The organism is Brachybacterium nesterenkovii (assembly GCF_900163655.1).
Classification (GTDB): domain Bacteria; phylum Actinomycetota; class Actinomycetes; order Actinomycetales; family Dermabacteraceae; genus Brachybacterium; species Brachybacterium nesterenkovii.
Genome location: NZ_FWFG01000068.1, coordinates 101,275 through 120,742, shown reverse-complemented (window position 1 = coordinate 120,742; position 19,468 = coordinate 101,275). Strand labels below are relative to the sequence as shown.

The window sequence follows — 19,468 nt, the reverse complement described above, 5'->3', positions numbered from 1 at the left end:
GGTCAGGACTCGGAGCCCGGTGCGGGATCGTGACCTGCGCCGCGCCCCGCGGTGCCGATCCCGGTCGCGCGGCGTCGACGGCGCCGGTCGGCGATCGCATCGACGAGGGCGGCCAGCGCGGCCAGCGGCAGGCCGACCATCACCGCCGCGGTCACCCCGAAGTAGAGCATCCCCGCCGGTGCGCGGACCTCGGCGAGCCAGGCCACGACGGTGCCGCCGAGGAACGCGACGGCGAGGGCGAGCAGCACCCAGAACCCGAGCGCGGGGGTGCGGCGGCGCCGCACGAGCAGCACCTGCGCGCCGTCCTCGTCGGTGTCGGCGGCGGCGTCCGTGGCGGCGGGGGTGGTGTCGTCGGCGGTGTTCACAGTGCTCCTGCGGCGTCGACCGCGGCCGTGCAGACCGCGGGGTCGGTGAGGGTCTCCTGGGCGTCGGGGGCGGGCCCCGACGGCAGACGGCCCGAGAGGTGGATGTCCGTGGCACCGCTCGCGCGGACGAGCGGCGCGATGTCCGCGGGGCGCACCCCGCCGCCCGCGCAGATGTCGACGATCCCCTCGGAGGCCTCGACCATCGCGGCGATGTCGGCGGCGCCGTCGAGGGCGCGCTCGGCTCCCCCGCTGGTCAGGACGCGTCCCAGGCCCAGGCGCAGGGCGGTGCGCACGGCCTCGGCCCGTGCCGCGGCATCCGGCAGGGCGTCCACGCAGCGGTGGCAGGCGACGGTGATCCCGCGCAGCGCGCGCGCCGCGGCCTCGAGGGCGGCGTCGCGGATGCGCTCGGTCGCGCCCTCGTCGAGGTGCCAGGTCCCGTCGGGATCCTGGGCGAGGGCCCCGATCACGACGCCGTCGGCGCCGGCCGCGACCGCCGCGGCGGCGTCCGCGGCCATGGCCTCCACCTGGTCGTCGGAGAACGCGAACAGCTCGGGGCGGCCCAGGAAGTCGCGGGCGTGAGAGGGCGGGCGGATGAGCACGTGGACGCCGAACTGCGGCTTCGCGTCGTGCGCGGCCAGCAGCTCGCGGGTGCGGGACACGCAGGCCTCGACGAGCGCGAGGGGCGGCGTGGACCCGCCGTGCTCGAGGTCGATGCACAGCTCGACGCGGTCCGCCCCGGCGTGCGCGGCGACGACCAGTCCGGCCTCGTCCTGGACGGCGATCTCGACGGCGACGCTCATGCCCCTCCCCCGCTCGCAGCACCGTCCATCGCGCCGTCCCCGGCCGCGTCGGCGGCGCGGCGCGCGATGCGGCGGGGCCCGGGCAGCGGAAGCTGCTCGCTCAGGTCGCTTCGCTCTCCGCTCGCGCTCACCCGGCCGGCGGCGCAGGCATCGGCCCAGCTCAGGGCCCCGGTGACGAGCTCCAACCAGGTCCGCGCATCGGTCTCGACCACCGCCGGGGGCGTGCCGCGGGTGTGGCGGGTCCCCGCGATCGCCTGCACGGCAGCGAACGGCGGGACGCGCAGCTCGACGGCGCCGCCGGGGAACTCCTCGGCGAACAGCTCGAGGGTGCGGCGCACCGCGGGCGCGAGCACGCCCCGGCGAGCGGCGTCGGGGTCCGTGGCCCAGGCCGCGAGCGCGGCGTCGCCCTCGGCGGGATCGGTCCGGCGGGGCGTCACGTCAGCGGGCCTCGCGGGCGCCGGTCGGCAGGAGGTCGTGGACCGCGATCGTGTCGTCGCGGTCGGGGCCGACGCCGATCGCGGAGATGCGGCATCCAGCCAGCTCCTCGAGGCGCTCCACATAGGCGCGGGCGTTGGCGGGGAGGTCCTCGAGCGTGCGGCAGGCGGTGATGTCCTCGGTCCAGCCGGGCATCGTCTCGTACACCGGGACCGCGTGGTGGAACTCGGTCTGGGTCATCGGCATGTCGCGGTGGAGCACGCCGTCGATGTCGTAGCCGATGCACAGGGGGATCTCGTCGATCCCCGTCAGGACGTCGAGCTTGGTCAGCACGATGTCGGTGAAGCCGTTGATGCGCTGGGCGTGGCGGATCATGAGCGCGTCGTACCAGCCGCAGCGGCGGGGCCGCCCGGTGTTCACGCCCACCTCGTGGCCCACGCGCTGGAGGAACTCGCCCCATTTGTCGTCGAGCTCGGTGGGGAACGGGCCGGCGCCCACGCGCGTCGTGTACGCCTTGACGATGCCGATCACCCGGTCGATGCGGGTGGGCCCGATGCCCGAGCCCGTGCAGGCGCCGCCGGCGGTCGGGTTGGAGCTGGTGACGAACGGGTATGTGCCGTGGTCGACGTCGAGGTAGGTGGCCTGGCCGCCCTCCATGAGGACCACCTCACCGCGGTCGAGCGCGGTGTTCAGCAGCTCGGTGGTGTCGACGACCATCGGGCGCAGGCGCTCGGCGTACGACAGCAGCTTCTGCGTGATCTCCTCGGCGTCCACGGTGCGCCGGTTGTAGACCTTGACCAGCAGCTCGTTCTTCTGGCGCAGGGAGGCCTCGACCTTCTGGCGCAGGATCGAGGCGTCGAAGAGGTCCTGGACGCGGATGCCCAGGCGCCCTGCCTTATCCATGTAGGCGGGGCCGATGCCGCGGCCGGTGGTGCCGATCGCGCGCTTGCCCAGGAAGCGCTCGGTGACCTTGTCGAGCGTCTGGTGGTAGGGCGCAACGATGTGGGCGTTCGCGCTGATGCGCAGGCGGGAGGTGTCGACGCCGCGGGCCTCGAGCACGCCGATCTCCTCGAACAGGGCCTCGAGGTTAACCACCACGCCGTTGCCGATCACCGGGGTCACCCGCGGGGACAGGATGCCGGCGGGCAGGAGCTTGAGCTCGAACTTGCTGCCGTGGACCACGACGGTGTGCCCGGCGTTGTTGCCGCCGTTGGGCTTGACCACCCAGTCGACGCGCTCGCCGAGCAGGTCGGTGGCCTTCCCCTTGCCCTCGTCGCCCCACTGGGCTCCGACGATCACGACGGCGGGCATGGCGACTCCATTCGACGACGGCGGTGGATGTCCTCGCGCCAGAGACGGCACCCGCGACGGGGGCGGGCGCCCACGGCGTCGCGAGGACGCGCCGAGTCTACCGGCCCCGCGCTCCGGGCGTCCGGGTGCGGGGCCGCACCTCAGGGGACGAGCGTGGGATCCGCCTCGCGGAGGAAGGCGATGATCCGCTCGGCCTCGTCGCGCTCGCCGATCCGGGAGGCGGCCTCGCCGAGCAGCGCCAGCGCGTGCAGGAAGCCGCGGTTGGGCGCGTGGGATGCCGGGATCGGCCCCTGGCCGCGCCAGCCGGCACGGCGCAGCGCGTCGAGACCGCGGTGGTAGCCGGTGCGGGCGTACGCGTAGGCGGCGACGTCATCCCCGTCGGAGAGGGCCTCCTGGGCCAGCAGCGCCCAGGCGAGGCTCGAATCGGGTCGGCCGGCGGCGAGCTCGCGCGGGTCGGCACCCTCGCGCACCGCCTCCGCGACCTCCACGTCAGGGTGGTCCTCCGGCAGCAGCGTCGGCGGGATCCCGAGCAGGTTCTGTCCGGGGAGCACGGCGGGCTCGGGGGCGGGACGTGCGGGATCGTTCTCAGCCATGCGCTCCATGGTAGAGGGCGGGCATGGGAGGGGCCGCACCTGGTAGAAACGTGCCATGGCGCAATCGCTCGACGGCTCGGAGCTGCTCACAGGGCCGGAGGCCGGGGGCCTGCTGCGCTCGGCGGTGGACAACGCGGGGGGATCCCTGCGCTCGTGGGAGCTCGACCACGTGGACCACCGGCCCGGGCGCTCCACCAAGGCCCTCTACCGCACCCAGGTCTCCTGGCCCGAGCTCGACGGCCCCGCCGCGCCCCCGCGCGAGGAGCTGTTCGGAGCCAGCGCCCACATCGGCGAGCCGGAGAAGGACCTCCGCAGCGCCGAGCAGTCCCTGGTCATGACCGACGGGGAGATCTCCGTGCGGGTCTGGCGCTACCCGCACGACCCCTGGCTGCCGATGCTCGCGCGCGTCTGCTACCCCGACGTGGTCGCCGCGACGCTCGAGGAGCTGGGCGTCCCCACCGGGATCGGCCCGCAGGCCAGCGTGCCCCTCGAGGTCATCTCCTACCGGCCCGGGCGCCGCGCCGTGCTGCGTGCGCAGCTCGCCGACCGCGCCGTGTTCCTCAAGGTCATGCAGCCCCACCGCAGCGGCGAGATCGTCGAGCGCCACCGGCACCTGCTGTCGGCGGGCGTGCCGGTCCCCGTCGTCCTCGCCCACCACGAGGGCCTCGTCGTCCTCGCGGAGCTCCCGGGCCGCCCGCTGGCCCGTGCCGTCCTCGAGGAGGGGCCGGACGCCTGCCGCGGCGAGGATCTCGTCGCGCTCCTCGACCGCCTGCCCGCCTCCCTGTACCCGGCGCCGCTGCGCGCCCCGTGGACGGACTCGGCGGCCTTCTACGCGGGCATCGTCGGCGCCTCGATGCCCGCGCTCGCACCGCGCCTCGACGCTCTGGTCGCGGGGATCCGCACGGGCCTGGCGGAAGTCGATCAGCGCATCGGACTGCACCCGCACGATGTGGTCCACGGGGACTTCTACGAGGCCCAGGTGTTCGTCGACGACGGACGGGTGGTGGGCCTGCTCGACATCGACACCGTGGGGCCCGGGCGCCGCGCCGACGATCTCGCCTGCCTGGTCGCGCACCTGAGCGTGCTGGCCGACTACGGGACGACGGGCCGGATCCCGCCCGAGATCCATCGGCGCGTCGACGAGGCCACGACGCAGTGGACCAGCGTGTTCGCCGCGCGCGTCGACCCCCAGGAGCTCGCGCTGCGGGCCGCGGGTGTCGTCCTGTCGCTCGCGACCGGCCCGCACCGGCAGCAGGAGCCCGCCTGGGAGCGGGCGACCGAGGCGATCGTGCGCGTCGCGGAGGCCTGGATGGAGCGCGCGCGGTCGATCGCCGCGTCCGGCGGCCGCGTCCGCCGCATCCCGCCGCGCCCGGCGCCGCATCCGGATGCGACCTTCGCCCCGATCTCCCACGGCCCGTCCTCGCGGATCGCGGCGCGCCCGCCGGTGCACGCGGCGGCGCCCGAGTCCCCCGGGGACCGCGATGCGCCGACGCAGGAGCGCCCCGCACGGTCCGTGCGGACGCAACCCCGGGCCACGCCCGCACCCTCCGCGCCCGGCCCCGACATCCGGACGGGGGCCTGAGATGCGCGCGGTGATCCAGCGGGTCGACTCGGCGGCCGTCGAGGTCGATGGGGAGACGGTCGGCGCGGTCGACGGCGAGGGGCTGCTGGTCCTCCTCGGCGTCACGCACGACGACGGCGCCGAGCAGGTCGAGCGCATCTCCCGCAAGATCTGCGAGCTGCGGCTCCTCGACGGCGAGCGCTCGGTGCTCGACGCGGGCGCCGGGGTGCTGATCGTCTCCCAGTTCACGCTCTACGGGGACACCCGCAAGGGGCGCCGCCCCTCGTGGAGCGCCGCCGCCCCGGGACCCGTCGCCGAGCCCCTCGTGGACGCCGTCGTCGATGCGGTCCGCGGCCGAGGCGTCGAGGTCGCCACGGGCCGCTTCGGCGCGCAGATGCGGGTGTCGCTGACGAACGACGGTCCGTTCACGGTGATCGTCGAGGCGTGACGCGCTGCGGCGCGCGTGAGGCCGCCGCCCGTCCGGACGTCCTGGGAACGGCCTCCGCGGGCGTCGTAGGGTTGGAGCATGACCTACACACTCGTGCTGCTCCGCCACGGCGAGAGCGAATGGAACGCCAAGAACCTCTTCACCGGCTGGGTCGACGTGCCCCTGTCCGAGAAGGGCGAGGCCGAGGCCGTCGCCGCCGGTGAGCTCATGAAGGCCCAGGGCGTCCTGCCCGACGTCCTCCACACCTCCCTCCTGCGCCGCGCCATCAAGACCGCGAACCTCGCGCTCGACGCCGCGGACCGCCACTGGATCCCGGTGCGCCGCGACTGGCGCCTCAACGAGCGCCACTACGGCGCCCTGCAGGGCCTGAACAAGACCGAGATCCGCGACAAGTACGGCGACGAGCAGTTCATGCAGTGGCGCCGCTCCTACGACGTGCCGCCGCCCGCGATCGAGTTCGGCACCGAGTTCTCCCAGGATCAGGACCCCCGCTACGCGGACCTGGGCGAGCAGATGCCCCGCACCGAGTGCCTCAAGGACGTCGTCAAGCGCTTCCTGCCGTACTGGGAGGAGGGCATCAAGCCCGATCTCGCCAGCGGCAAGACCGTGCTGGTGGCCGCCCACGGCAACTCGCTGCGCGCGCTGGTGAAGTTCCTCGACGACATCTCCGACGAGGAGATCGCGGGCCTGAACATCCCCACCGGCCAGCCGCTCGTGTACGAGCTCGACGACGACTTCAAGCCCGTGGAGAAGGGCGGCCGCTACCTCGACCCGGTCGCCGCGAAGGCCGCCGCCGAGGCCGTCGCGAACCAGGGCAAGAAGTGACGCGCTGAGAGCGCTCTGAGCTCGCGCTCACCCGGAGCCCCCGGATCCGCCTCCCGCGGATCCGGGGGCTCCGCCGTTCCCGGCACCGGACCAGGGTCTTGTCCGGGGACGCCCCCGCACCGGTACGAAATCCACGGCAGGCCTCCGGAGCGAGGGACAGCGGGATCGCGCTGCCGAAGAGCGGACAAAGGGGGCTCAACCCCTCATTGCATCCCTATCCGTCCTCGACTGTCGATGGGCAGTTCAGTCCATGTCCCGGGCGCCACCGCGGTCCTACTGTGACGCCGAGCACACACGTGCCCGCTCGCTGAGCGCCTCTCGGTGCTCCGACCCCCAGGAGACAAGCCCATGCTCACCCGTCGCACCCTTCTGCGCACCCTCGGCGCAGGCACGGCCCTCGTCGGCACCGGCGCGCTCGTCGCACCCGCCTCCGCCTACACGCCCCGGACCCGGGGCGAGAAGATCGAGCCCACCACCTGGCAGCAGCAGGTCACCCAGTACTACTGCGGCCCTGCCGCCGCGCGCATCGCCGTGAGCGCCCGTGACTCGACGCCCCCGTCGCAGGGAACTCTCGCGAGCGCGCTCGGCACCACGACCAACGGCACGAACTTCGGTTCGATGGCCCCGGTGCTGTCGCGATTCGTCCCGAACGCGGTGTACCGGGCGGAGTGGATGGGCAGTATGACTGCGACGACTGCGCAGGGGAACCTGCTGTGGGACCGGGCGACCAAGAATGTCGACGACGGCTACGCGACCGTGTGCAACTGGATCGTGCTTCCCGGCCAGTACCCGAAGTGGGGAGGGAACCGCGGCACGATCTACCACTACGTGACGATCGACGGCTACGACACGCGGTACCGCACGCTGCGGATCTCCGATCCCGCGGGGTCCACCCTCTCGTCCTCGCTCCCCCACCGCTACTGGCTGCCTGCGCAGTCGGTCGCGAACTACTGCGCCGGACGCGGCTACTTCTGGTGATCGCCGCTCGGACCTGATCGGCTGCCGTCGCGCGCCCGGACACGCAGCCGCATCGCTTCTCGAAGCATGGAGGGCGCTCGCCGAACCTCGCGGTCCGGTGAGCGCCCTCCGTCGACGCGGTCAGGAGCGCATCGTCAGCGGCGTCGGCGGCGCGTGCCGAAGATCGAGCGGGTGACCTCGCGGCCCAGCACCGTGCCGGCCGAGCGCAGGAACGACTTCACGGCCGGGTTGTCCAAGAAGCCGGGCTCCTCCTTGGCGCGCGGTGCCGCCTTCTCGCGGGCGGCGGGGCGATCGGTCTCGCCCCCGGCGGGAGCGGGCGCGTCGTACGGGTTCGCGCCGTCCTTCCCGCCCTCGGCCCCCGCGGCGTCCGCCTCGGCGTCGCGCTTCGCGAGGATCTCGTAGGCGCTCTCGCGGTCGATCACCTGGGCGTACTCGGCGTTCAGGGCGCTCGCGGCGACGACGGCGTCCATCGTCGGGGCGGGGCACGGCTCCATCGACGACTCGGGGGCGCGGACGGCGGTGACGGCCACGGGCGTGGGCGCGCCGTCCTCGCTCATGACGGTGACGACGGCCGCGCCCGTGGGCAGGGTCGTCAGGACCTTCTCGAGGTCGTAGTCGCTGGTCGGGAACGTGCTCGCGGTCGCCTTGAGGGCCTTGGCATCATCCGGGGTGTAGGCGCGCAGGGCGTGCTGGACGCGGTTGCCCAGCTGCGCGAGGACGTCGGCGGGGACGTCCTTGGGCATCTGGGTGATGAAGAAGACGCCCACTCCCTTGGAGCGGATGAGCCGGACCGTCTGGACCACCTGCTGCAGGAAGTCCTTGGAGGCGTCGGCGAACAGCAGGTGCGCCTCGTCGAAGAAGAAGACGAGCTCGGGCTTCTCGGCGTCGCCGACCTCGGGGAGGTCCTGGTAGAGGTCCGCGAGCAGCCACATCATGAACGTCGAGAACAGGGCCGGCCGCTCGGCCACGGCCGGGAGCTCGAGGCACGAGATGATGCCGGCGCCGTCGGGCGTGCGGCGCAGCAGGTGCTTGGTGTCGAAGGCGGGCTCGCCGAAGAAGGCGTCGGCCCCCGAGGCCTCGAAGGCGGTGAGCTCGCGCAGGATCACGCCGGCGGTGGCGCTGGAGATCCCGCCGATGGACTTCAGCTCCTTCTTGCCCTCGTCGTCGGAGGTGAGGAACTGGATCAGGGCGCGGAGGTCCTTGAGGTCCAGCAGGCCCAGGCCGTGGGTGTCGGCGTAGTGGAAGATCAGGGCGAGGGAGGACTCCTGGGTCTCGTTGAGCTGGAGCACCTTGGACAGCAGCAGGGGGCCGAAGTCGGAGACCGTGGTGCGGATCGGCACGCCCGTCCCCTGACCGCCGAGGCTGTAGAACTCGGTCGCGCCCGCGCGGGGCTGCCACTGCTGGCCGCGCGCCGCGGCGCGCTCGCGGATCTTCGGGGAGTCCGCCCCGGGGACGGCGATGCCCGAGAGGTCGCCCTTCATGTCGGCGACGAAGACGGGCGTGCCCGCCGCGGCCACCTGCTCCGCGATCACCTGCAGGGTCTTGGTCTTGCCGGTGCCGGTCGCGCCGGCGATGAGGCCGTGGCGGTTGAGCATCGCGAGCGAGAGGTTCACGGGGGCAGCCGGGTTCGGCTCCTCGCCCTCCATCAGCGCGCCGAGGTGGATGCGAGCGCCCTCGAAGGCGTAGGCGTCGCGGACGGCCTCGGCAGCGGGCGACAGCTCGACGGCGGGCGCGGCAGCGGGCGCGTCGGAGGCTGCGGCGGCTCCCTCGGGAGCGGGCGCGGGGGCGGTCTCGACGGGCTCGGGGGTCTCGGTCATCTCAGCTCCTGAGTCGGCCCGGGATTCGGGTGGGACGGGCACGGACCGACAGTACCGCGGGGGCCGAGGCGCCGCGTGCGCGGGCCTCGAGCAGGGACATGCGCAACACTGAGGGACATGCCGGGTCCACCTCCGCCGCCCCTCCACCCCGATCCATGCGCGGTCGGATCGCCCGCTGCCCCGAGTCCGGGCCCCCTCCCGACCGGATGCCCCGCACCGCACGTCCCCCTGGACGATCATCTGCTGCTCGAGGGCGATCCGGTCCGACTGGTCCGCGCGGCCGCCGAGCTGCCCGCCGAGGCGATCCGCGACATGCTCATCGCGCCCTCGCTCCTGGCGACGCTCGACCTCCTGGGAGTGAGCGAGTCGGACCGCTCCGAGCTGCTCGGGGCGATCCCGCGGGCCGTCGGCGACCCTGCCCTCCTCGAGGCCGTCACCGAGGTGGTCGCTCTTCTGCGCGCCGCCGCCGGGCCCGGGGCCGAGCCGCCTGACCTCCGTCCTCGTCGCGAGCACGATGATGCCCTGCAGCAGGCCGTCGTGCCCGGGCAGGGGCTCGTCGCGATCCTCGCCCACCTCGTCTCGACCGATACCGTGCGAGCCTTCCACGACGCTCGAGGGATCGATCCGAGGATCACCCGGCGCTCGCTCGCAGACCTCGGCCAGCAGATGCGGGTCCACCGCGAGGTGACCGGCGGGCTCGGGCTGCACACCCCGACCTACACGTCCCGGATCTGGGCCGGCGCGATCCTGGCCGTCGGTCGCCTGCACGTGGAGATCATGCGCGATGAGTCCCTTCCTGCACCGGGCTGGACAGCGGGCATCCACATCCCGGAGATCGGCCCCTTGGTGCTCGCCGAGGTCGAGGCGTCTCTCCGTGCTGCCGTCGAGCTGCTCGGGCGGACCTTCGGCGACCTCGGCGACGGCTTCGGCCACCGCTTCCGCTGCCGATCGTGGCTGCTCGGCCCCTCGATCCGGGAGGCGACCGCTCCGGAGTCCAATCTGGCGGCGTTCGCCTCGCTGTGGTCGGAGGAGGAGGTGTACGACGCGACCGAGGAGGCCGTCTACTTCGTCTTCCGCCGCCGGCCCCCGGTCGCCTGGCAGGATCTCCCCACCCGGACCTCGCTCGAGACCGCAGTGGTGGAGCACCTGCGGACGCACCGCCCCTGGCGCGGGGCGCTGGGCCGCCTCGAGCGGTGACGTCCCCGGAGACGTCCGAGCGGGCGGCCCCGAGGCTGCGGGCCGTCAGGCGTCCGCGTCCATCCGACCCCAGCGACCGTCCCGTCCCGACCGGTCTCAGACCCCGACGGCTCCCGCATCGACGGCGGCGTACACCCGCTCCAGCTCCGCGGCGACCGGCCGACCGCTGGCCATCGAGAGCGCGAAGGCGCTGCGGGCGGCGGCGACCGCGAGCTGCACGAGCACCTGCGCCCGGAACTCGGCACCCTCCTCCCCCTGGGCCTCGAGACGGCCCACCAGGGTGCGGGTGAGATCCGCGTGCAAGGCCGCCATCGCCCTGCCGGAGAGCTGCTTGAGGTGCGGCTCGCGCTCGATCACGGCCCTCTTGGCGGCCCGCAGGTCGGGGTCGTCGGGGATCGCCGCCGTCATCTGCAGCATGACGGCCCGGAGCGAGGCGACGGGATCCTCCCCCGCCGGGCGCTGGTCCAGGAGCTCCACGGCGCGCGCGTCACGCTCGTGGGAGAGCCCCAGCACGGCCTCGTCCTTGGACGCCCAGTAATTGAAGAACGTGCGCGGGGAGACGCCCGCGCGCTCGGCGATCATCTCCGCGGTCACCCGGGTCGAGCCGTGCTCGGCCACGAGGTCGACCGCGGCGCGGTGCATCGCCTCGCGGGTGCGCCGCTTCTTCGTCTCGCGCAGTCCGCACGGCTCGGGGGCAGCCGCGGGCTCGGGATTCTCGTCTGCCTCGGGGGTCACGACGGCATCGTATCGACCATCACAGGATTTCTGCACTCTCTGCAATGGTGCAGTGACTGCAGGAAACGTAGGATCGACGACGACCGGAGCTCGCCGGCGCGCCGCCATGCGCCAGCTCCCGCGACGAGCCCACCGGACCCCACGACCCTCAGGAGCCGCTTCCGTGACCACCCCCGCCCCCACCGAGCACGTCGAGTTCACCGGACTCGACCGCGCGGGCCGCCAGGTCTTCATCGGCCTCATGCTCGGCATGTTCGTCGCCTCGCTGTCCCAGACCATCGTCGGCCCCGCGATGCCGCGCATCGTCGCCGAGCTCGGCGGGATGGACCACTACTCGTGGATCGCCACCGCCGCGATGCTGGTGTCCGCCGTGGCCGTGCCGATCGTCGGCAAGCTGTCCGACATCTTCGGCCGCCGCTTCTTCTACCTCGCAGGCCTGGCCGTGTTCATGCTCGGCTCGATCCTCGCGGGCATGGCCACGAACTTCTGGTTCCTCGTCTTCGCCCGCGCCGTGCAGGGCCTGGGCATGGGCACCCTGATGCCGCTGTCCCAGACGATCATCGGCGACATCATCCCGCCGCGACAGCGCGGCAAGTACCAGGGGATCATGGGCGCCGTCTTCGGCGTCACCTCGATCGCCGGGCCGCTGCTCGGCGGCATCGTCACCGACCACTTCGGCTGGCGCTGGCTGTTCTACCTGACGCTGCCGATCGGCGTCGTCGCCTTCGCCGTGATCCTGCGCTTCCTCCACCTGCCGCACACCGACCGCGCCGTGAAGATCGACTGGCTGGGCATGGCCACGCTCACCCCGGGGCTCGTGCTGGCGCTGCTCGCGACCTCCTGGGGCGGCACCACCTACGCGTGGGGCTCCTCGACGATCATCGGCATGTTCGCCGCCGCCGCGGTGCTGCTGGCCCTGTTCGTCGTCGTCGAGCTGCGCGCCGAGGACCCGCTGCTGCCCATCGGCCTGCTCGTGCGCCCCGTGATCGGCCTGTCGATCCTCGCGTCCTTCGCGGTGGCCGTCGCCATGTTCGGCGCGATCATCTACATCCCGGTGTACGCGCAGGGCGTCATGGGCGTGGACGCCACGAACTCCGGCGCGATCCTCATCCCCCAGTCGCTGTCGATGATCGTCCTGTCGATCATCGCGGGCCTGGTCATCAGCCGCATCGGCCGCTACAAGGAGATCCTGCTGCTGGGCCTGGTGGTCCTCGTCGCCGGGTACTGGCTGCTCACGCGCGTCTCCTACGGCGACAGCCCGTGGCACCTCACGCTCGCCATGATCGTGATCGGCACCGGTCTGGGCCTGTCGATGCAGGTCTACACCCTGGTGGTGCAGAACGCCGTCGCGCAGTCCGAGCTGGGCATCGCGACCGCCGCCGTGCAGTTCTTCCGCAACGTCGGCTCGACGGTGGGCATCGCCGTGCTGGGCACCGTGATGACCGCGCACATGAGCGATGACATCGCGGCCCGGATGAAGGCCCTCGACCCGGCTCTGCTGCAGGCCATGGCCCAGCAGGGCGGCGCCGCCGGCGGCTCGCTCGAGTCCAGCGTCCTGGACCCCAGCCAGCTCGAGAAGCTGCCCGCCCCGGTCGCCGAGGCGATCCGTATGGGCATGGGCGACGCGATGCACTCGGTGTTCGTGACCGCCGTGCCGTTCGTCGTCGCCGCGCTGCTGCTGTCCCTGCTCATCAAGCAGATGCCGCTGCGCTCCACCCTCGAGCGCCGCGAGCCGGCCACCTCGACGGGCTCGCTGCCCGTGATCGCGGGCGACGGGGAGACGACGGGCACGGAGGATCGCGCGGAGGCGGAGGACACCGCCCTCGCCGCGCCACGGCGCTGACACTCCCGGCAGCCCGCCATGCGTGCGACGTTCCGATAGACGGGGGCTTCGAGGTGATGTCGAGGGTCACGCGGTTGATCTCGGAGACCTCGTTGGTGATGCGGGTCGAGATGCGGCTCAGCACGTCGTAGGGCACCTTGGCCCAGTCGGCGGTCATCGCGTCGCCGCTCGTCACGGGGCGCAGCACCACAGGGTGGCCGTAGGTGCGGCCGTCCCCCTGGACGCCCACGGAGCGGACGTCGGCCAGGAGCACGACGGGGCACTGCCAGATGTCGCGGTCGAGCCCGGCGGCGGTGAGCTCGGCGCGGGCGATCGCGTCGGCCCGGCGCAGGATGTCCAGGCGCTCCTTCGTGACCTCGCCGATGATGCGGATCCCCAGGCCCGGGCCGGGGAACGGCTGGCGCCAGACGATCTCGTCGGGCAGCCCCAGCTCGGAGCCGACGGCGCGGACCTCGTCCTTGAACAGGGTGCGCAGCGGCTCGACCAGCTCGAACGAGAGGTCCTCGGGGAGCCCGCCCACGTTGTGGTGGCTCTTGATGTTGGCCGCACCCTCGCCGCCGCCGGACTCGACGACATCGGGGTACAGGGTCCCCTGCACGAGGAACGCCTTGGCCTCGGCGTGGGCGTCGGAGCCCTCGCCCTCGATGACGCCCTGCTCGCGCAGGATGTCGGCCTGGGCCTGCTCGAACACGCGGATGAACTCCGTGCCGATGATCTTGCGCTTGGTCTCGGGGTCGGTGACCCCCGCCAGCGCGTCCAGGAACTGCTTCTCGGCGTCGACGACGATGAGCTTGGCACCGCCCGTGGACTCCCCGAAGGCCTTCTCGATCTCGGCGCTCTCGTTCTCGCGCATGAGGCCGTGGTTCACGTACACGCAGGTGAGGCGGTCGCCGATGGCGCGCTGCACGAGGGCGGCCGCGACGGCGGAGTCGACGCCGCCGGAGAGGGCGCAGATCGCGCTGCCCTCGCCGATCTGGGCGCGCACGCGCTCGACCTGCTCCTCGATCACCGAGCCCGTGGTCCACGTGCGCTCGAGACCGGCCCCGCGGTGCAGGAAGTTCTCGAGCACCTCCTGGCCGCGATCGGAGTGGCCCACCTCGGGGTGCCACTGGACGCCGAACAGGCGCCGCTCGCGGTCCTCGAAGGCGGCGACGGGGCTGCCCTGGCTGGTGGCGACGACGTCGAAGCCGGCGGGCGCGGCGGTCACGGAGTCCCCGTGGCTCATCCACACGTTCTGCTCGAGGTCCTGGCCGGCCAGCAGCGTCGAGGACGCGTCCACGGACTCCAGGCGCGTGGCGCCGTACTCGCGCACGCCCGTCGGGGCGACGGTCCCGTCGAGGGCCGCGGCCATGGCCTGGAAGCCGTAGCACAGGCCCAGCACGGGCACGCCCGCGCTCAGGATCGCCGGGTCCAGGCGCGGGGCGCCATCGGCGTACACGGAGGAGGGGCCGCCGGACAGGATGATCGCCCGGGGCCGCTTGGCGAGCATGTCCGCGGCGGGCATCGAATGGGGGACGATCTCGGAGTAGACGTCGGCCTCGCGGACGCGGCGCGCGATGAGCTGCGCGTACTGCGCGCCGAAGTCGACGACGAGGACGGGACGCTGGTCGGTGTCGGTCACGACCGGGAGTCTACGGGGCGCACGCCGCGCCCGCCCACGGGGCGCGGGCGCCCTCGGCACCGGTCACGCGTGCGGGTGCTCCCGCTCGCCGCGCTCCTCGTCCTGGAGGGTGGGGCGGGAGGCGAGATCGCGCTCGACCTGGCCGTGGGTCCAGCGCTCGCCGAAGAAGGAGAGCACGGGGACCACGCCGAAGAGCATGAGCAGGAGCATGCGGGGCAGCTTCCAGCGCATCTTGGTCCACAGGTCGAAGCCGAGGACCACGTAGATCATGTAGATGAGCCCGTGGATCGGCGACCAGCGCTCGGAGACGGTGCTCCAGGTCTCGTGGCCCGGCCCGTCGGGGAACACCAGGTAGCGCAGGATCATGATCACCACGAGGATCAGCAGCGCGATGCCCTCGACGATCGACGCGACGCGGAAGCGCGCGAAGCTCGTGCGGGCCTGGACCTCATCGAGCGGCCTGGTGCTCATCTCGGGCCGTCCTCCTCCGCGCCGCGGGGCGCTGATGCATCGTTCGTGTCGGTGGTGCCGGGCGTGACGTCGTCGGGCACCGCGGCGGCCGGGGCCGTCGCGGCGGGCGTCGATCCCCCAGTGTGCACCTCCGCGGCGCCCAGGCGCGCCGCGAGCACGTCGGCGCGGTCGGCCTCCTCGTCGAGGAAGCGGGTGCGCACCGAGCGCCACCACAGGTACAGGAAGAACAGGCCGAAGACGATCCACTGGGCCGCGTAGCCGAGGTTCTGCAGGTTCAGGCCGCGGGAGAAGTCCGACTCGGCCGCGGGCATGGGCTCCAGGCCGTCGCTCGTCTCGGTCTGGGCCACGTAGCCGGAGTACATCGGGGAGCCCCACGCGTTGACCAGCAGAGCCGTGGAGATCTCGGCGGCCGTGCCGTCGGCGGCGATCCCGGACTGCGCCTGCTCGCTGGCCTCGAGGCGCCCGGCGACCTCGACCTCGCCGGGCGGCGGTGCCGGGACGCGCGAGGCGTCGAGCGCGCCGTCGGCGCCCGTCAGCTCCTCGGCGGGCATCCAGCCGCGGGCGACGGGCAGGCGCGCGGCCGTGCCGTCCGCGGACGTGACATGGAGCGCGGTGACGATGATCACGGCGTCGCGATCCTCGATCCGGCGGCCCGGGACGAGGACCTGCTCGGACGGCTCGAAGACGCCGACGGCGGTCACCGGACGCCCGGCGTCCTCGTTCGTGACGGGCTCGTCGACCGCGAGCACCTCCCCCAGCGCGACCGGGGGCTTCTCGGCGGGGTCGGCGGTGATCGCGCGGTGCGCGCGGTCCCACTGCCAGGTCGCCAGGAGGCCGCAGACGAGCGTCGCGGCGATCATCAGCGCGAGCAGCCCCAGGAAGCGGGGACGGAGGGCGACGCGCAGCATGACCGCATCGTACGGGGCCCGCCTCGGGACGAGCAGGGCAGGACCTTGGTCCCGGCGTGCGGAGATCACGGGACCTCCGTACTGACGCAGCGAGTACACCGGCCTACAGTGGAGGGCGTGTCTCCCAGCGTATATATCGCCTCTCCTGAAGGGAGGACCGGGAAGTCCACCGTGGCTCTCGGCATCCTCGAAGCCCTCGCAGCCCGATCGGACCGGGTCGGAGTCTTCCGCCCGGTCTTCAAGCCGGAGCCGCGCGACAACGCGGTCGAGCTCCTCGTCTCGCATCCGGCCGTCGACCAGGCCTACGACGACGCCATGGGCGTCGAGTACTCCGTCATGCACCGCGACCCCGAGGCCGCGCATGCCGAGATCCTGCGCCGCTACCAGGAGCTCCAGGAGCGCTACAGCGTCCTGGTGATCCTCGGCTCAGACTACGTCGACGTCTCCAACCCCGCCGAGCTCGCCTTCAACGCGGAGGTCGCCGCGAACCTCGGCGCCCCCGTCGTGCTCGTCGTCTCCGGCCTGGGCCGCACGCCCGACCAGGTCGCGACCGTCGCCTCGGTCTCGCGCTCCGAGTTCGAGGCCCACCACGCCACGCCGATCGCGATCGTCGTCAACCGCTACGACGGCGAGTCCGTCGAGGGCGTCCGCAGCGCGGTCTCCGAGCGCCTCGGCGACCTCACCCCCGTCTCCGTGATCCCCGAGAACCCGGTGATCCAGGCCCCGACCGTCGCCGACCTCATGGCCGCCGTCCAGGGCCGCCAGGTCCAGGGCAGCCCCGACTGGCTGGGCCGCGTCTCGCTCGGCAACGTCGTGGCCGCCATGACGCTGCCCAACGTGCTGTCCCGCATCGACGAGGGCGCCACCGTGATCGCCCCCGGCGACCGCTACGACCTGCTGCCCGCCCTGTACCTGGCCCAGCAGTCCGGCACCTTCCCGACGCTCGCGTCGATCATCCTGACCGGCGGCTACGAGCCCCCGGAGTCCGTCAACAGCCTCCTGGCGGGCGTGCAGCAGGACCTGCCCGTCATCGTGACCGAGCAGTCGACGTTCGACGCCGCCCAGGCCGTGGGCACCGCCACCGGCCGTCTCACCGCCGACTCCCCGCAGAAGATCGACGCCGCGCGCCGCGCGGTCGCCGAGAACCTGCCGATGGAGGACCTGCTGTCGACCATCGACGTGGCGCGCTCCGACGTCGTGACGCCGATGATGTTCGAGTTCGAGCTGCTGGCCCGCGCCCGCGGCGCCAAGAAGCGGATCGTCCTGCCCGAGGGCGACGAGCCGCGCATCATCGCCGCCGCCGAGGTGCTCCTGGCCCGCGGCGTCGCCGATCTGATCCTGCTGGGCGACGAGACCGCGATCCGCGCCCGCGCCTCCCAGCTGGGCCACGACATCACCGAGGCGCGCATCGTCTCCCCGCAGGACCCCGAGCTCGTCGAGAAGTACGCCGAGGAGTACGCGCGCCTGCGCGCCAAGAAGGGCGTCACGCTCGAGCAGGCCCGCGAGAAGGTCCAGGACGTCTCGTACTTCGGCACGATGATGGTCCAGATGGGCGAGGCCGACGGCATGGTCTCCGGCGCCGTCCACTCGACCGCCCACACGATCCGCCCGAGCTTCGAGATCATCAAGACCAAGCCGGGCGCCAAGATCGTTTCCTCGGTGTTCCTCATGTGCCTCGAGGACCGCGTGCTGGTCTACGGCGACTGCGCCGTGAACCCGGATCCGACGTCCGAGCAGCTCGCCGACATCGCGGCCCAGTCCGCGGCGACCGCCGCCCAGTTCGGCGTGGACCCGCGCGTGGCGATGCTGTCGTACTCCACGGGCGACTCGGGCACCGGCGCGGACGTCGACAAGGTGCGCGCCGCGACCGAGCTCGTGCGCAGCGAGCACCCGGAGCTGTCGGTCGAGGGCCCCATCCAGTACGACGCGGCCATCGACGCCTCCGTGGCCAAGACCAAGCTGCCCGACTCGGCCGTCGCCGGCCGCGCCACCGTGTTCGTGTTCCCGGACCTCAACACCGGCAACAACACCTACAAGGCCGTGCAGCGCTCGGCCGGCGCCGTCGCCATCGGCCCGGTCCTGCAGGGCCTGAACAAGCCCGTCAACGACCTGTCCCGCGGTGCCCTGGTCGACGACATCATCAACACCGTGGTGATCACCGCGATCCAGGCCCAGGCGGCCGATGCGGAGTCCGCGGCCGCCCCCACCGAGCAGAAGGACCAGGCATGAGCCCCACCCCGCCCGCCAGCACCTCCTCCGACAGCGCGGAGAGCGCCCCCCGCGTCCCCGCCGCCGCGACCGTCCTGGTGCTGAACTCGGGCTCCTCCTCGCTGAAGTTCCAGCTGCTGGATCCCGTCGCGGAGGAGGTCTTCGCCTCCGGCATCGTCGAGCGGATCGGCCAGGACTACGGCAGCGCCCGGCTCGAGACCGGCTCGGTCACCCAGCCGTTCCAGGGCGAGGTGCCCGACCATGTGGTCGGCATGCAGGTGGTCATGCAGCTGTTCGAGGAGGCCGGGCTCTCCCTCGAGGAGGCGAATGTGGTCGCCGTCGGGCACCGGGTCGTCCAGGGTGGCGCCCGCTTCTCCTCCCCCACCCTCATCGACTCCTGGGTGCGGGACCAGATCGCGGACCTCGGATCACTCGCCCCGCTGCACAACCCCGCCGCGGTCGACGGGATCGACGCCGCGCGGCGGCTGTTCCCGGGCATCCCGCACGTGGCGGTCTTCGACACCGCCTTCTTCACGCAGCTGCCCCCGGCGGCGTACACGTACGCGCTGAACAAGCAGGTCGCCGACGAGTACCGGATCCGTCGCTACGGCGCCCACGGCACGAGCCACCGCTACGTCTCCGAGCGGGTCACCGCCCGCTTCGCGGCCCAGGGGAAGGACACCTCCGGGCTGCGCCAGATCGTGCTGCACCTCGGCAACGGCGCCTCTGCCTCGGCGGTGCGCGGCGGGGTGCCGGTGGACACCTCGATGGGCCTCACCCCGCTCGAGGGCCTGGTCATGGGCACCCGCACCGGGGACATCGACCCGTCGGTGTACGCCCATCTCTCCCGCAGCGCGGGCATGGACATCGATCAGATCGACACCCTGCTCAACAAGCAGTCCGGCATGCAGGGCCTGTGCGGGATGAGCGACTTCCGCGACATCCAGGCGGCCGTCGAGGCCGGCGACGAGGAGGTCCGCATCGCGCTCGAGGTCTGGGCCCACCGCGTGCGCAAGTACGTCGGCTCCTACGCCTTCGTCCTCGGCGGCGTCGACGTCATCACCTTCACCGCGGGCATCGGGGAGAACGCGGACTTCGCGCGCGCCAAGGTGCTCGAGGGCCTCGAGGGCTTCGGCATCAAGCTCGACCCGGCCAAGAACGCGGGCCGCTCCAAGGAGCCGAAGATCATCTCGGCCGACGACTCCGCCGTCACCGTCGTCGTGTACCCCACCAACGAGGAGCTCGCGATCGCTCAGCAGGCTTTCGCGCTCGGCCAGGCCTCGCATCAGGCCTGACGCGGCTGTCCCCCGGCTACCGCGCCGGGGCGGTCGCTGACCGCAGCAGGACGAGAC

At 72.8% G+C, this 19,468-nt stretch carries 17 protein-coding genes and 1 pseudogene; 8 read left to right on the top strand and 10 right to left on the bottom strand.

Annotated features, from left to right (window positions below; genetic code table 11):
* Positions 1-2: 2 nt before the first annotated feature.
* The 5 genes from FM110_RS08220 to FM110_RS08200 all read right to left on the bottom strand — a co-directional run bounded on the left by FM110_RS08220 (position 3) and on the right by FM110_RS08200 (position 3,504).
* On the bottom strand, positions 3-365 hold the full coding sequence (locus FM110_RS08220; RefSeq protein ID WP_087104277.1) for a hypothetical protein: 363 nt from the start codon (positions 363-365) through the stop codon (positions 3-5).
* Entirely contained in the window at positions 362-1,165 is an 804-nt protein-coding gene (locus tag FM110_RS08215) for a copper homeostasis protein CutC (protein WP_087104276.1), read from the bottom strand. Before FM110_RS08215 ends, FM110_RS08220 begins: the two co-directional genes overlap by 4 nt.
* The gene (locus tag FM110_RS08210) at positions 1,162-1,602 is read right to left on the bottom strand and encodes a sterol carrier family protein (RefSeq protein WP_087104275.1); all 441 of its coding nucleotides are present in this window, start codon (positions 1,600-1,602) and stop codon (positions 1,162-1,164) included. The genes FM110_RS08215 and FM110_RS08210 overlap by 4 nt, the downstream gene beginning before the upstream one ends.
* A gap of 1 nt (position 1,603) precedes the next feature.
* Positions 1,604-2,911: an adenylosuccinate synthase gene (locus tag FM110_RS08205; protein ID WP_087104274.1), complete on the bottom strand. Its 1,308-nt coding sequence runs from the start codon at positions 2,909-2,911 to the stop codon at positions 1,604-1,606.
* A 140-nt stretch (positions 2,912-3,051) separates the two neighbouring features.
* Positions 3,052-3,504, bottom strand: coding sequence for a DUF3151 domain-containing protein (locus FM110_RS08200; protein WP_087104273.1), 453 nt, complete (start codon positions 3,502-3,504; stop codon positions 3,052-3,054).
* Positions 3,505-3,559: 55 nt separating this feature from the next.
* Here FM110_RS08200 and FM110_RS08195 point away from each other — a divergent pair, with 55 nt between their 5' ends.
* From FM110_RS08195 to FM110_RS08180, 4 genes are all read left to right on the top strand, one after another.
* Positions 3,560-5,086 carry a phosphotransferase gene (locus tag FM110_RS08195; protein ID WP_087104272.1) on the top strand — a complete coding sequence of 509 codons (1,527 nt, stop codon included), beginning with the start codon at positions 3,560-3,562 and terminating at the stop codon, positions 5,084-5,086.
* 1 nt (position 5,087) lies between these two features.
* Positions 5,088-5,513 carry a D-aminoacyl-tRNA deacylase gene (gene dtd, locus FM110_RS08190; RefSeq protein ID WP_087104271.1) on the top strand — a complete coding sequence of 142 codons (426 nt, stop codon included), beginning with the start codon at positions 5,088-5,090 and terminating at the stop codon, positions 5,511-5,513.
* A gap of 78 nt (positions 5,514-5,591) precedes the next feature.
* Positions 5,592-6,338 (top strand): phosphoglyceromutase, encoded by a 747-nt coding sequence (locus tag FM110_RS08185; RefSeq protein ID WP_087104270.1) that lies wholly within the window; start codon positions 5,592-5,594, stop codon positions 6,336-6,338.
* Between the two features lie 348 nt (positions 6,339-6,686).
* A complete protein-coding gene (locus FM110_RS08180; protein ID WP_087104269.1) occupies positions 6,687-7,316 on the top strand; it encodes a C39 family peptidase in 630 nt (209 codons plus the stop codon).
* A 134-nt stretch (positions 7,317-7,450) separates the two neighbouring features.
* Here FM110_RS08180 and FM110_RS08175 read toward each other — a convergent pair whose 3' ends face one another.
* Complete coding sequence (locus FM110_RS08175; RefSeq protein WP_087104268.1) at positions 7,451-9,133, bottom strand: helicase HerA-like domain-containing protein; 1,683 nt, start codon at positions 9,131-9,133, stop codon at positions 7,451-7,453.
* 117 nt (positions 9,134-9,250) lie between these two features.
* Here FM110_RS08175 and FM110_RS08170 point away from each other — a divergent pair, with 117 nt between their 5' ends.
* Positions 9,251-10,330 carry an acyltransferase domain-containing protein gene (locus FM110_RS08170; RefSeq protein WP_087104267.1) on the top strand — a complete coding sequence of 360 codons (1,080 nt, stop codon included), beginning with the start codon at positions 9,251-9,253 and terminating at the stop codon, positions 10,328-10,330.
* Between the two features lie 96 nt (positions 10,331-10,426).
* Here the strand turns inward: FM110_RS08170 and FM110_RS08165 are convergent, their stop codons facing one another.
* A complete protein-coding gene (locus FM110_RS08165) occupies positions 10,427-11,065 on the bottom strand; it encodes a TetR/AcrR family transcriptional regulator (protein ID WP_159458018.1) in 639 nt (212 codons plus the stop codon).
* A gap of 106 nt (positions 11,066-11,171) precedes the next feature.
* Between FM110_RS08165 and FM110_RS08160 the strand changes: the two are divergent.
* Positions 11,172-12,689 (top strand): annotated as a pseudogene (locus FM110_RS08160) (MDR family MFS transporter); the annotation flags it as partial.
* A gap of 67 nt (positions 12,690-12,756) precedes the next feature.
* Here FM110_RS08160 and guaA read toward each other — a convergent pair.
* The 3 genes from guaA to FM110_RS08145 form a co-directional block, all read right to left on the bottom strand.
* Positions 12,757-14,529, bottom strand: a complete 1,773-nt coding sequence (guaA, locus tag FM110_RS08155) for a glutamine-hydrolyzing GMP synthase (protein ID WP_327230618.1) — start codon at positions 14,527-14,529, stop codon at positions 12,757-12,759.
* Positions 14,530-14,592: 63 nt separating this feature from the next.
* Positions 14,593-15,000 (bottom strand): DUF3817 domain-containing protein, encoded by a 408-nt coding sequence (locus FM110_RS08150; RefSeq protein WP_087104264.1) that lies wholly within the window; start codon positions 14,998-15,000, stop codon positions 14,593-14,595.
* Entirely contained in the window at positions 14,997-15,908 is a 912-nt protein-coding gene (locus FM110_RS08145) for an SURF1 family protein (protein WP_087104263.1), read from the bottom strand. The genes FM110_RS08150 and FM110_RS08145 overlap by 4 nt, the downstream gene beginning before the upstream one ends.
* Before the next feature lie 117 nt (positions 15,909-16,025).
* On the opposite strand from FM110_RS08145, the gene pta reads away from it, so the two are divergent.
* Together pta and FM110_RS08135 are read left to right on the top strand one after the other, a co-directional pair.
* Entirely contained in the window at positions 16,026-18,137 is a 2,112-nt protein-coding gene (gene pta, locus FM110_RS08140; protein ID WP_087104262.1) for a phosphate acetyltransferase, read from the top strand.
* Positions 18,134-19,411 carry an acetate kinase gene (locus tag FM110_RS08135; RefSeq protein ID WP_087104261.1) on the top strand — a complete coding sequence of 426 codons (1,278 nt, stop codon included), beginning with the start codon at positions 18,134-18,136 and terminating at the stop codon, positions 19,409-19,411. The genes pta and FM110_RS08135 overlap by 4 nt, the downstream gene beginning before the upstream one ends.
* The last annotated feature ends 57 nt before the right edge of the window (positions 19,412-19,468 follow it).

Bases quoted from the DNA above. Each gene is read 5' to 3' on its own strand.
- FM110_RS08145 (WP_087104263.1), bottom strand. From the start codon at position 15,908: ATGCTGCGCGTCGCCCTCCGTCCCCGCTTCCTGGGGCTGCTCGCGCTG.
- FM110_RS08195 (WP_087104272.1), top strand. From the start codon at position 3,560: ATGGCGCAATCGCTCGACGGCTCGGAGCTGCTCACAGGGCCGGAGGCC.
- dtd (WP_087104271.1), top strand. From the start codon at position 5,088: ATGCGCGCGGTGATCCAGCGGGTCGACTCGGCGGCCGTCGAGGTCGAT.
- FM110_RS08205 (WP_087104274.1), bottom strand. From the start codon at position 2,911: ATGCCCGCCGTCGTGATCGTCGGAGCCCAGTGGGGCGACGAGGGCAAG.
- FM110_RS08200 (WP_087104273.1), bottom strand. From the start codon at position 3,504: ATGGCTGAGAACGATCCCGCACGTCCCGCCCCCGAGCCCGCCGTGCTC.
- FM110_RS08170 (WP_087104267.1), top strand. From the start codon at position 9,251: ATGCCGGGTCCACCTCCGCCGCCCCTCCACCCCGATCCATGCGCGGTC.
- FM110_RS08215 (WP_087104276.1), bottom strand. From the start codon at position 1,165: ATGAGCGTCGCCGTCGAGATCGCCGTCCAGGACGAGGCCGGACTGGTC.
- FM110_RS08175 (WP_087104268.1), bottom strand. From the start codon at position 9,133: ATGACCGAGACCCCCGAGCCCGTCGAGACCGCCCCCGCGCCCGCTCCC.
- FM110_RS08180 (WP_087104269.1), top strand. From the start codon at position 6,687: ATGCTCACCCGTCGCACCCTTCTGCGCACCCTCGGCGCAGGCACGGCC.
- FM110_RS08135 (WP_087104261.1), top strand. From the start codon at position 18,134: ATGAGCCCCACCCCGCCCGCCAGCACCTCCTCCGACAGCGCGGAGAGC.
- FM110_RS08150 (WP_087104264.1), bottom strand. From the start codon at position 15,000: ATGAGCACCAGGCCGCTCGATGAGGTCCAGGCCCGCACGAGCTTCGCG.
- FM110_RS08185 (WP_087104270.1), top strand. From the start codon at position 5,592: ATGACCTACACACTCGTGCTGCTCCGCCACGGCGAGAGCGAATGGAAC.